Origin of the sequence: Streptomyces sp. SA15 (genome assembly GCF_002291145.1) — a bacterium.
Taxonomy (GTDB): domain Bacteria; phylum Actinomycetota; class Actinomycetes; order Streptomycetales; family Streptomycetaceae; genus Streptomyces.
In genome coordinates this window covers 115,291-126,992 of record NZ_NTGE01000197.1, presented here as the reverse complement: position 1 = coordinate 126,992, position 11,702 = coordinate 115,291, and the positions used below count along the sequence as shown (strand labels likewise).

At 70.8% G+C, this 11,702-nt stretch carries 10 protein-coding genes; 6 read left to right on the top strand and 4 right to left on the bottom strand.

The genetic code is table 11. The features are described 5' to 3' along the window. Positions 1-43 precede the first annotated feature (43 nt). Both CLM62_RS42485 and CLM62_RS42480 read right to left on the bottom strand, forming a co-directional pair. The gene (locus CLM62_RS42485) at positions 44-1,738 is read right to left on the bottom strand and encodes an IucA/IucC family protein (RefSeq protein WP_095755232.1); all 1,695 of its coding nucleotides are present in this window, start codon (positions 1,736-1,738) and stop codon (positions 44-46) included. Further along, positions 1,735-2,907, bottom strand: a complete 1,173-nt coding sequence (locus CLM62_RS42480; RefSeq protein ID WP_095755231.1) for an acetyl-CoA carboxylase biotin carboxylase subunit family protein — start codon at positions 2,905-2,907, stop codon at positions 1,735-1,737. Before CLM62_RS42480 ends, CLM62_RS42485 begins: the two co-directional genes overlap by 4 nt. A gap of 274 nt (positions 2,908-3,181) precedes the next feature. Here CLM62_RS42480 and CLM62_RS42475 point away from each other — a divergent pair, with 274 nt between their 5' ends. Beyond that, a complete protein-coding gene (locus CLM62_RS42475; protein ID WP_095755230.1) occupies positions 3,182-4,027 on the top strand; it encodes a (2Fe-2S)-binding protein in 846 nt (281 codons plus the stop codon). A gap of 49 nt (positions 4,028-4,076) precedes the next feature. On the opposite strand, the gene CLM62_RS42470 is transcribed toward CLM62_RS42475, so the two are convergent. Next, positions 4,077-5,834, bottom strand: coding sequence for an ABC transporter ATP-binding protein (locus CLM62_RS42470; protein ID WP_095755229.1), 1,758 nt, complete (start codon positions 5,832-5,834; stop codon positions 4,077-4,079). Positions 5,835-5,972: 138 nt separating this feature from the next. On the opposite strand from CLM62_RS42470, the gene CLM62_RS42465 reads away from it, so the two are divergent. The 5 genes from CLM62_RS42465 (at position 5,973) to CLM62_RS42445 (ending at position 10,455) form a co-directional block, all read left to right on the top strand. Then, positions 5,973-6,707 (top strand): bifunctional 2-polyprenyl-6-hydroxyphenol methylase/3-demethylubiquinol 3-O-methyltransferase UbiG, encoded by a 735-nt coding sequence (locus CLM62_RS42465; protein ID WP_095755228.1) that lies wholly within the window; start codon positions 5,973-5,975, stop codon positions 6,705-6,707. Between the two features lie 73 nt (positions 6,708-6,780). Continuing rightward, positions 6,781-7,869 carry an S-(hydroxymethyl)mycothiol dehydrogenase gene (locus CLM62_RS42460; protein ID WP_095755227.1) on the top strand — a complete coding sequence of 363 codons (1,089 nt, stop codon included), beginning with the start codon at positions 6,781-6,783 and terminating at the stop codon, positions 7,867-7,869. Next, positions 7,869-8,498 (top strand): MBL fold metallo-hydrolase, encoded by a 630-nt coding sequence (locus CLM62_RS42455; protein WP_095755226.1) that lies wholly within the window; start codon positions 7,869-7,871, stop codon positions 8,496-8,498. Before CLM62_RS42460 ends, CLM62_RS42455 begins: the two co-directional genes overlap by 1 nt. Before the next feature lie 174 nt (positions 8,499-8,672). Continuing rightward, on the top strand, positions 8,673-9,587 hold the full coding sequence (locus CLM62_RS42450) for an SDR family oxidoreductase (protein WP_095755225.1): 915 nt from the start codon (positions 8,673-8,675) through the stop codon (positions 9,585-9,587). A gap of 172 nt (positions 9,588-9,759) precedes the next feature. Continuing rightward, the gene (locus tag CLM62_RS42445; RefSeq protein WP_095755224.1) at positions 9,760-10,455 is read left to right on the top strand and encodes a L,D-transpeptidase; all 696 of its coding nucleotides are present in this window, start codon (positions 9,760-9,762) and stop codon (positions 10,453-10,455) included. A 40-nt stretch (positions 10,456-10,495) separates the two neighbouring features. Here the strand turns inward: CLM62_RS42445 and CLM62_RS42440 are convergent, their stop codons facing one another. Next, positions 10,496-11,698 carry a Gfo/Idh/MocA family protein gene (locus tag CLM62_RS42440; RefSeq protein ID WP_095755391.1) on the bottom strand — a complete coding sequence of 401 codons (1,203 nt, stop codon included), beginning with the start codon at positions 11,696-11,698 and terminating at the stop codon, positions 10,496-10,498. Positions 11,699-11,702 lie beyond the last annotated feature (4 nt).

Below are 11,702 nucleotides of genomic sequence, written 5' to 3'. Positions count from 1 at the left end.
GGCACCGACGGCACGCGGGACGCGGCGTCCAGGGCCCCGGCACTCATGCCGAACGCCCAGGGGGCAGCAGGTAGTTGGGGCCGGTGGTGTAGTGCTTGTTGATGTCGGCCGCGCCCGATCGCTCCTTGGACAGCAGCGTCCCGGCGGTGACCATCGCCTTCACCGGCAGCCGTGGCGCGTTCAGGACGCGGGCGCGCAGTTCCGCCCCCGCGTCTGAGCCGAGCCGGTCCACCGCCTCCGTCAGCCGGTCACGTATGAGGCCCAGCAGCGCATGACGGTGCCGAGCCGGCCCGAACGCGTAGGCGCCCGCGCACAGATGGACGGTGATCGTGGCGAACAGGTCGGCGACCGGCCCGTCGTCCCGGCCGAAGACCCGCGCGTCGTCGAAGCCCCATGGCCCGGGCAGTACGGTGTCCAGCCGGTCGGTGTTGATGCGCGGCCCGTCGTTGTCCTTGAAGAGCAACCGCACACCGCCCGGCCGCAGCACCAGCGAGATGTTCTGCTGGTGCGACTCCAGCGCGATGCCGTACCCGAACAGTGTGGTCTGCCAGTCGAACAGCAGCGTCAGACAGGCGTCGAGCAGGGCGAGCGGGTCGCCGCCGTAGAAGCGGTCGGCGAGGTGGTCGAGGACCGGCCGGCCGTCCGGGGCTTCGGCGAGCAGTGCCGCCATCGGTACGACGACCGCGTCGTCGAGCCCGGCCGGGTAACGGCGGCACATGACGGCTAGCATTTCGTGCCCGGCGTGCGCGTACGTCGTCTCGTCGGCGTGCAGGATCGAGTCCCGGAACCGGGTCTCACGGGCGAGTACCGCCTCCAGCAGCCGCTGCCCGGCCGCACCGTCGACGAGGGTGCCGGGCTTGATGGTCCGCTTGTTGCGCAGCCCCAACGTCGCGGTGGCCAACGGGAGTTTGAGGTGCACGTAAGGATCCGCGATGGTCGCCACGGTCCGCATCGACAGCGTCGGTAAGACGTCCAGGTACGCCCGGTCGGAGAGGACGGAGCCGTCCGGGAGGCCGGCGGCCCGCAGGGCGTCGACGGTCAACGGATGGACGGGGAGGGCCACATGGGTGTCCCGCACCTCCGGCAGCCCGAGCGTCTCGGACGTCGGCCAGAACTCCGGAAACTTGCCCGTCAGGGTGACCGCGTCCCGGGGCACGGCGAGCCAGCGCAGAGTGAAACGGGGATGGAACTCCGGTGCGTACGCTCGAAGTTGCTCCTCGCCGAGCCCCGAGCGGCCCCGTGCGGTCGGATAGACGGGGTGGTCGAGCCGGGCGGCGAGCGTGTCGTACGCCGGCCCGCCGGTGAGGCCGCTCCAGCGCGCCGGGTCGTCTCCGTGCCGGGCGGTCAACACTCCCGCCACCTCCGCCCGCGTCGCCGCATGCAGCCGCATCGTCGCCAGGGTCTGGCGGCACTCCTCGGCGAACGCGTCGAAGCCGCTCCGGTCCTCGGGCTCGGCGAGCGCACGCAGCGCGTCGAGCACACTCTCGTACGACGTCAGTGCCGTGCCGTCCGACTCGCGGACGAGGAGCGGCAGCCGGGCGGCGTGCGCGCACTGGTAGCCGTCCTCGGCGACCGGCAGCAGCAGGGCGTCGCCCTCCGGTGTCGGCAGCCGCAGCCAGTCGCCGTCCGGCCGGTGCACGAGCGTGTTCCGGCTCCTCAGCCCGACGACGTCCTCGCGCAGGAGCGCGCTCAGCACACGGGTGAGCAGCTGGGACGCGGAGGTGTCCGGCGTGGTCATGGCTGGATCTCCCAGCGCCGCGCGGCCAGGAACTCGGCCGTGACCCGGTCCACCGTCGGCTGGTCCGTGCCGGTGGCCCGCAGCACGCCGAGGTAGTCCCGGTTGGTGTGGTACAGCTCGTGCCGCTCGCCCAGCTCGCGCATCGGACGGTACGTCAGATGGACGCCACCGACGGTGAGTTCGGTCACGGCCGGGGCGTCGATGAGGGTTCCGGCGCGGTCGGCGCACGGGTACTCCAGGCGGGCGGCGCCGTCGCGTTTGGCACCCAGGTCAGCGGGGAGCGGCTCGCCCAGGTGGGTGCGCAGGATGTGCTCGAAGAGCGGGAGGTCCAGCAGGCGGGCCAGCAGCAGATCGCACTGGTCGCCGATGGCACGGTAGTTGACCTCGATGATCCGCGCCCGGCCGTCCTGGACCACGAACTCGGTGTGGCAGGCACCGAACCCGACGCCCAGCGCGTCCAGTTGCCCGAGGACCTGTGCGACGACCGGCTCCGGGTGGGCCGGGACGAAGGTGAGGCGCTCCTCGACGAAGTACGGCGGCGGAGACAGCTCGGTGAGGAAGCCGCCCAGGACATGGCGGACGTGTCCGTCGCCGAGGGTCTCCAGGGTGTAGAGCTCGCCGGGGAGGTACTCCTCGACGACCAGGACGGCGTCCCGGCGCCGGTCCAGGATCTCTTTCGAGCGGGCGACCAGTTCTTCCGCGGTGTCGACGAGGACCACGTCCTCGCTGGCCACGCCCTCACGCGGCTTGAGCACACAGGGGTACGGGGCGTCGAGCGCGGCCGGCGCCGTGAGCTCGGCCGACCAGACGGTGTCCACGCCGGCGGCGGCGAGCCGGCGGCGCATCTCGGCCTTGTCCTTGCAGCGAAGCGTGGCCCGCCAGTCCTTGCGGGGGAGCCCGAAGTAGGCGGCGGCCAGGGCGGCCTGGGTCTGGAGGTGGTCGCTGTTGGTGAAGACGGCGTCGGGCCGGTGGTGGGTGGAGACCCGGGTGATCACGGCCCGGAAGTCACGGACGTCGCACTCGAGGATCTCGACGTCCGGGTATGTGGCGCGGTGCGCCTCGGGCTGGTCGGTGAGGACGGTGACGTCCAGGCCCAGCCGGGCGGCGGCGGGCAGGAAGCCCTCGGTGACGGAGTCCGTCGGGTTGAGGGCGAGCAGGTACAGACGCATGGCTGAGGAGCAACTTCCGCTAGTGGGTGGGGTTGGGGGCGGGGCGCGCTCGTATCGCGGCCCGCCCCGGATCAGCGGGAGTTACTTCTCGGGAAGCTCCACGCCGGTGGCCTTCGCGACGTCTTTTAACGTTCAAGCGACCGTGCTACCCCTTTGGCGTGCTGTTCTTCTGATCGCATACAAAAATACCCTTGATCGCTCCTGCGTGATCACGCGAGGTAAGGTAAGCCTTGCCTACTCGGATTCTCGCACGCAACTCTGCCCTGGAGCGCCCATGTCCGTGGCCCTCAAGACACCATCGGCCGGTGCCGTCGCGCACGCCCTCGGTGACGTCTACCAACGACTGGCCGACGTGTGCGAAGCGCTCGCCGTGCGGGTTGCGGAACCGGGCTACCAAGGGGTTCAACCAGGCGCCAGCATCGCCGAATTGACGGCAGATCAGGACATACTGAACGCCTTCGTCGAGGCAGAGTCGGCCCGCATCCGCGACCGCTACGGAACCGTCCCCCGCCCCGATGTCGCCGCCTCCCGCGCCCTGCACGACTACGCCTGGTCGGTCGGCCTGCTGATGGGCGGAGCCTGGTATCTCGACCGGCGGGTCCCCCGGATCCGGCCCGAGGACGTCCGGCTGGATCTCGCCACGGGTACGTACACGATCACCCCCGGCACGGACCTCGCCTGCCTGGCCGACGACCCCCTGGCAGGGCTGCCCGGAGCGTTGACACTGCCTCAGGAAGAGCCATTGCGGGCCGCGTTGCGCATGGCTGTCGCGGAGCACATGCGTCCGCTCCTGGCCGCGCTCGGTCCCACGGTGCGGCGCGGGGCGCGCACTCTGTGGGGCATGGTCTGCGACGATCTCGTCTCCGGGATCTGGTACCTCGGCCGGATGCTCGACCAGGAGGCCGAAGCCGTGCGGGCCGCCACCGACATCCTGCCGACCGCTGTGCCTCCGTACCCGGCCGGAGCCGACTTCCGGTACCTGGTGGGAGACAGCGGCCGACGGCACGCCACGCGCACACGCGCCGGCTGCTGCCTCTTCTACAAGATCCGGCCGGAAGAGGCATGCGTCACCTGTCCCCGCACGGGCGACGCGGAGCGGCTGCGCAGGCTCGAGGGATGAGAGCCTGTGTCACATCTCCGGCCGGGGATGTGACACAGGCTCTGAGCGGTCAGTCCCCGGTCGTCGCCAGGAACTGTGTCGCCGCCAGCTCCGCGTACAGCGGGTCGGCGCTCACCAGTTCCCGATGGGTGCCCACAGCGCGCACCCGGCCCGCGTCCATCACCACGATCCGGTCGGCCATCGTCACCGTGGACAGCCGGTGCGCGACGACCAGGACCGTGGTCGTACGGGCCACATCGGCGACCGTGTCGCGCAGCGCCGCCTCGTTCACCGCGTCCAGCTGCGAGGTCGCCTCGTCCAGAAGCAGCAGGCGGGGGCGGCGCAGCAGGGCCCGGGCGATGGCGACCCGCTGGCGCTCGCCGCCCGACAGCCTGGTGCCGCGGTGTCCGACGAGTGTGTCGAGGCCTCTGGGCAGCCGGGCGACCATACCGTCCAGACGGGTCGTCTTCACCACCCGGGCGACGGCGTCCTCGTCCGCCTCCGGGTTGCCCAGCAGCAGATTGTCCCGCAGCGAACCCGAAAGGACCGGCGCGTCCTGCTCCACATAGCCGATGGCGGAACGCAGTTCGGGCAGATCCCAGTCCGCGAGGTCCCGGCCGTCGAGCGAGACGGTGCCGGACTCGGGGTCGTAGAACCGCTCGACGAGCGAGAAGACGGTCGTCTTGCCCGCGCCGGACGGGCCGACGAACGCCGTCATGCCCCGGGCGGGCACGGCGAACGTCACGCCGTGATGGACGTACGGCAGATCGTCGGCGTAGCGGAAGCGGACGTCGTCGAAGGCGACGGCCGCGGGCTCCGCCTCGGGTGACGGCAACGGCGCGGGCGAGGCCGCCGGTTCGGACGGCAGACGCAGCGCCTCCTGGATGCGGGCGAGCGCCGCGGCGCCCGTCTGGTACTGGGTGATCGCGCCGACGACCTGCTGGATCGGCGACATCAGGTAGAAGACGTAGAGCAGGAACGCCACCAGCGTGCCCACGTCGATCGCCCCGGTCGCGACCCGTGCCCCGCCCACCGCGAGCACCGTGATGAACGCGATCTGCATCGCGAGCCCGGCCGTATTGCCCGCCGCCGCCGACCACTTGGCGGCGCGCACGCTCTGCCGCCACGACTCCTCGGCGGCCTCGTGCAGCGTGCGCTCCTCCCGGTGCTCCGCGCCGGACGCCTTGACCGTGCGCAGCGCGCCGAGGATCCGCTCCAGCGAGGCGCCCATCACGCCGACCGCGTCCTGCGCCCGCCGGCTCGCCCGGTTGATGCGCGGCACGATCACACCGAGGACCGTGCCCGCGCCCAGGATCACCGCCAGCGTGACACCGAGCAGCACCGGATCCACCAGGCCCATCATGACCACCGTCGCGACCAGCGTGAGCCCGCCGGTGCCGAGGCCCACCAGCGAGTCGGTGGTGACCTCGCGCAGCAGGGTCGTGTCCGAGGTGATGCGGGCCATCAGATCGCCCGGCTCGCTGCGGTCCACGGCCGCGATGCGCAGCCGCAGCAGATACGACGACAGGGCGCGCCGCGCGCCGAGCACCACCGACTCGGCGGTGCGCCGCAGCACGTACGAACCCAGCGCCCCCAGCGCCGCGTTGGCGACCACCAGCCCCGACATGACGACCAACGCGCCGGTGATGGTGCGGTCGTGCGAGAGGTCGTCGATCAACTCCCGTGCCACCAGCGGCAGCAGCAGCCCGGTGCCACCCGTGACCAGCGAGAGCAGGGCGCCCGCCAGCAGGGCCCACCGGTGCGGTCGTACGTATCCGAGGAGCAGCCGCCAGGTGGGCGGGTTCTGCTCCGTCGCGGTGGTCGTCACGGTGCTCCTCGGGAATCGGGCGGAGCCTTCAGGCTACGTCGGCTCTTCGCGCGGGGCGCCGGGATTTCGGGTGGTGGAGCGGACGCCGACAGCGAAACCGGGTGGCCCTCGCAGGCGGCTCCCCCTACCTTCGGCCTCATGGCTGACGAGTGCTTCGGGCTGCCACGGCTCGCCGCGGTCTACGACCCGCTCGACCCCGACCGCGGTGATCTCGACGCGTACCTCCGTATCGCGGAGGAGGTCGGAGCACGCCGTGTGCTGGACATCGGCTGCGGGACGGGTGTCTTCGCGCTCCTGCTGGCCGACCGCGGGATCGAGGTCGTCGGCGTCGATCCCGCCGAGGCGTCCCTCGATGTGGCCCGGGGCAAGCCGGGCAGCGAGCGGGTGCGCTGGATCCACGGTGACGCGACAGCGCTCCCGCCGCTGCGGGCGGACCTCGCGACCATGACGGGGAACGTCGCCCAGGCCATCGTCGACCCACGGACCTGGCGGGAGACGCTGCGGGGCGCCTACGCGGCACTGCGGCCGGGCGGGCACCTGGTCCTCGAGACCCGGGATCCGGCCCGGCGCGCCTGGCAGGAGTGGAACCGGGAGGCTTCGTACGGGGTCACGGAGATCCCCGGCGTCGGCGCGGTCGAGAACTGGGTCGAGGTGACCGACGTGAGCGGGCAGCTGGTGACGTTCCGCTGGACCTATGTGTTCGCCGCGGACGGGGAGGTGCTGACGTCGGACTCGACGTTGCGTTTCCGCGAGCGGCAGGAGATCGAGACGGAGCTGATCGCGCAGGGGTACGTGGTGGAGGACGTGCGCGACGCTCCCGACCGCCCGGGGCGAGAGTTCGTGTTCCTCGCACGGCGCCCGGAGTCCGGCTGAGGAGGCCGTTACCGATCAGTCACACGTAGGGTCGGAGCAGGGACGACACCAGCCGAGGGAAGGGGCTGCCACCATGGCGCAGGAAGTACGCGGCGTGATCGCACCGGGCAAGGACGAGCCGGTGCGGATGGAGACGATCGTGGTGCCCGCCCCGGGTCCCGGCGAGGCCGTGGTGCGGGTGCAGGCCTGCGGGGTCTGTCACACCGATCTGCACTACAAGCAGGGCGGGATCAATGACGACTTCCCGTTCCTCCTGGGGCACGAGGCCGCCGGTGTGGTGGAGTCGGTCGGCGACGGCGTCACGGACGTCGTGCCGGGCGACTTCGTCATCCTCAACTGGCGTGCGGTGTGCGGGAATTGCCGGGCATGTCTGCGCGGACGGCCCTGGTACTGCTTCGACACCCACAACGCCGAACAGAAGATGACCCTCGCCTCGACCGGTCAGGAGCTGTCCCCGGCGCTGGGGATCGGCGCGTTCGCGGAGAAGACGCTGGTGGCGGCGGGGCAGTGCACCAAGGTCGACCCGGCGGTCGCGCCGCAGGTGGCGGGGTTGCTGGGATGCGGGGTGATGGCGGGCATCGGCGCCGCGATCAACACCGGCAATGTCGGCAGGGGCGACACGGTCGCGGTCATCGGCTGCGGCGGCGTGGGCGATGCGGCGATCGCCGGGGCGAACCTGGCGGGCGCGGCCAAGATCATCGCCGTGGACATCGACGACCGGAAACTGGAGACCGCGCGCGGCATGGGCGCCACCCATACGGTCAACTCGCGCACGAGTGATCCAGTGGAGGCGATCCGCGAGCTGACCGGCGGTTTCGGGGCGGACGTGGTGATCGAGGCGGTGGGCCGCCCGGAGACGTACAAGCAGGCCTTCTACGCCCGCGACCTGGCCGGCACGGTGGTCCTGGTCGGTGTGCCGACCCCGGAGATGAAGCTGGAACTGCCGCTGCTGGACGTCTTCGGCCGCGGAGGCGCCCTGAAGTCGTCCTGGTACGGCGACTGCCTGCCCTCCCGTGACTTCCCCATGCTGATCGACCTGCACCTGCAAGGACGCCTGGATCTCGAGGCCTTCGTCACCGAGACGATCGAACTCACCGACGTCGAGAAGGCCTTCGAGCGGATGCACCACGGCGACGTCCTGCGCTCGGTGGTGGTGCTGTGATGACCGCCCGCATCGAACGCCTCGTCACCTCCGGCCAGTTCACGCTCGACGGCGGCACCTGGGACGTCGACAACAACGTATGGATCGTCGGCGACGACCACGAGGCCGTCGTCATCGACGCCGCCCACGACGCCGACGCCATCGCCGAGGCCGTCGGCGATCGCCGGCTGACGGCCATCGTGTGCACCCACGCCCACAACGACCACATCGACGCCGCGCCCGCCCTCGCGGAGCGCACCGGAGCCACCATCTGGCTCCACCGCGACGACCTGCCGCTGTGGAAGCGGACCCACCCCGGCCGGGAGCCCGACGCCTGGCTGGTCGACGGGCAGGTCATCGAGGCCGCCGGCGCCGACCTGAAGGTCCTGCACACGCCCGGGCACGCGCCCGGCGCGGTCTGCCTGTACGACCAAGGCCTGGCCACCGTCTTCACCGGCGACACCCTCTTCCAGGGCGGCCCCGGCGCCACCGGCCGCTCCTACTCCCACTTCCCGACGATCATCGACTCGATCCGCGACCGCCTGCTCACGCTCCCGGCCGAGACGAAGGTCCTCACCGGCCACGGCGACCCGACCACCATCGGCGCGGAGGCACCACACCTCCAGGAGTGGATCGCCCGCGGCCACTGATCGAGGGGCGATACGGGGCGGGACGCCCAGGTGATCGCGGTGCCCGGGGAGCGGGTCGGCGGCTTTGGACGTGAAACCGCGCGCGGCCGGGTGACCTGACCCAAAAAAGACGACAGAGGTTGTCCGGCTTTCCCGTCATGCTCGAAACGACATCGGGCATACGGGAGGTCGGACATGTCACAACCGTTGGAAGGCAAGGTCGCACTGGTCGCCGGGGCGACCCGGGGAGCGGGACGCGGCACCGCCGTGGAACTCGGAGCGGCAGGTGCCACCGTCTACGTCACCGGACGCACCACCCGGACCCACCGCTCCGAGTACGCCCGCCCCGAGACCATCGAGGACACCGCCGACCTCGTCACCGAGGCCGGCGGCCACGGCATCGCCGTACCCACCGACCACCTCGACCCGACGCAGGTCCGCACACTGGTGGACCGCATCGCGGACGAGCAGGGCCGCCTCGACGTCCTCGTCAACGACATCTGGGGCGGCGAGACGCTCTTCGCCTGGGACACCCCCGTCTGGGAGCACGACCTCGACAAGGGCCTCAGGCTGCTCCGGCTCGCCGTCGAGACGCACGCGATCACCAGCCACCACGCCCTGCCGCTGCTCCTGCGCCACCCCGGCGGCCTGGTGGTCGAGATGACCGACGGCACCGCCGAGTACAACCGCGACAACTACCGCGTCAACTTCTTCTACGACCTCGCCAAGGCGTCCGTCCTGCGCATGGCCTTCGCCCTCGGCCACGAACTCGGACCCCGCGGCGCCACCGCCGTCGCGCTGACCCCGGGCTGGCTGCGCTCGGAGATGATGCTCGACAATTTCGGGGTCCGCGAGGACAACTGGCGCGAGGCCCTCGACCGCGTCCCGCACTTCGCCATCTCCGAGACGCCCCGCTACGTCGGCCGCGCCGTCGCCGCACTCGCCGCCGACCCCGATGTGGCGCGCTGGAACGGCCAGTCCCTCTCCAGCGGTTCCCTCGCCCAGGCGTACGGCTTCACCGACCTCGACGGCAGCCGCCCCGACGCCTGGCGCTACCTCGTCGAGGTCCAGGACGCGGGCAAACCGGCCGACACGACCGGCTACCGCTGAGGACGGATGCGCTTCGGCAGGCGCTTAGAGGGTGATGCGGCGCCTCCCGGCCGGACGGCCGCGCGGTATCGAATGTCACCGTTTCGTCCCAGCGCGAGCGGGGCTACAACCGATTCCCCCGGGCAGCGGTCTAGCTGGCAGAGATCGCAGCACTGGGTGAAGGGGACAGGTCATGGGGGACATACGCAGACGGGGAGCCGTCGTACTGGGGACCACCGCACTGGTGGCGCCGCTCACACTCGCGCTGGGCGCAGCGCCGGCGCAGGCCGCGAGCTGCACCACGCAGACCGGGCCGTACCAGAAGCAGGTGGAGAAGTTCCTCGGCAGGCCGGTCGACGGCAAGCAGTCCGCCGCCGACTGCAAGGCCATCCAGGCCTTCCAGAACAAGCACGGCATCACGCCGAACATCGGCTACGCGGGTCCCGTGACCTGGGGCGTGATGGACCTGATGCTGAAGCAGAAGGCCGTCGGGAACAACCCCAACAAGGCCGGCAAGTGCCCGGTCAACAAGGGCCGCATCGCCTGCGTGAACCTGACCCTCCAGCTGAGCTGGATCCAGGACGGCAAGAAGCTGGTCTACGGCCCGGTGCCGGTGCGTACCGGCCGTAACGGCTACGAGACCCGCACCGGCCTGAAGAAGATCTACTGGCGGGACATCGACCACGTCTCGTCCATCTACGACGTGCCGATGCCCTACAGCCAGTTCTTCGACGGCGGCCAGGCCTTCCACTCGGTCGGCGTCAGCATGTGGAACCCGCCCGGCTCGCACGGCTGCGTGAACATGACCAAGGCCGACGCCAAGAAGTACTGGTCGCTGCTGAAGAACGGCGACGACGTCTTCGTGTACGGCCGCAAGCCGGGCACCTGACGCAGCGCACAGGCACCCGGCTCGGCCGCTGCCTCAAGGCTCACGCCTCGGGCGCGTCTCCGAAGTCCGGGATCTCCAGCCTGACCCCGCCCTGCCGCGCGGACTCGTGCGCGACGATGCCCGGCAGGGTGTAGCGGGCGGCCACCCACGCGTTCACCGACGGCAGCGAGCGCGTGTTGACGGCGGTCACGAAGTCGTCCACCAGGAAGTGGTGGCTGCCCTCGTGGCCGTTGTGCAGGTTGTCGAACTCCCGTGGCAGGCGGGAGCGGTCGTGCACGGCTGCGGACCCGGAGGTGAAGGCGGCCCTAAGGTCCGGCGCGATGTGCTGGAGTGACGGGTCGTCAGGGGACATGGTGGGCTTCGGCTCAAGGAGCTCGCTGATGTCCTTCACCCCGTTCTTGTCCTGCCACAGGGCCACCGTGGCGAGCTGCTCCATGCTCCCCTCCGTCCCGAAGAACCGGAAACGCGACTCCCGTATGTGCGAGGGATACCCCACCCGCCGGAACTCGTTCGTGCGGAAGGATCCGCCGCCCGCCACCTCGAACAGCGCGGTCGCGTTGGAGACGTCGTTGCCGAACTGGCTGACCTCCTTGTCGAACACCCCGTCCCCGCGGTCGTCCACGACACCGATCGCCGACACACTCTCCGCGTGTGTCCGCCAGGCGCCCAGCACCCCGCCGACCGAGTGCGTGGGGTAGAGCAGCGGGGGATAGCTGGCGGTCGCCTTCCAGTTCTCGCCGCCGCTGTACTGGTACGCCTCGTAGAACCCCAGATCCATGTCGTGGACGTAGTCGCCCTCGGCGTAGAAGATCCGCCCGAAGGCGCCTTCGGCGATCTGGTTGCGGGCGTGCACGGTCGCCGGGTTGTACTGGCTGGTCTCGCCCATCATGTACGTCAGCCCGGTGGCCTTGACCGCGTCGATGATCGCCGCGATCTCCTCCGCGGTGATCGCCATGGGGACCGCGGAGTACACGTGCTTGCCTGCGCCCAGCCCCTGGACGACCAGCGGTCCGTGCGTCCAGCGCTGGGTGAAGATGGCGACCGCGTCGACCGCCTTCGACTCCAGCATGGCCTCGTACGAGGGGAAGGTTCCCGTGAGGCCTTCGGCGGCGGCGAGTTGCTCGGCCCGTTCGGGGAGCAGGTCGGTGACGTGGACGTCGCTGACGCCGGGGTGGGCCAGGAACAGCTTGGCGAACTGTCCCGAGAACTGTCCGGCGCCGACGATGCCGAGAGAGAACGTCATGTAA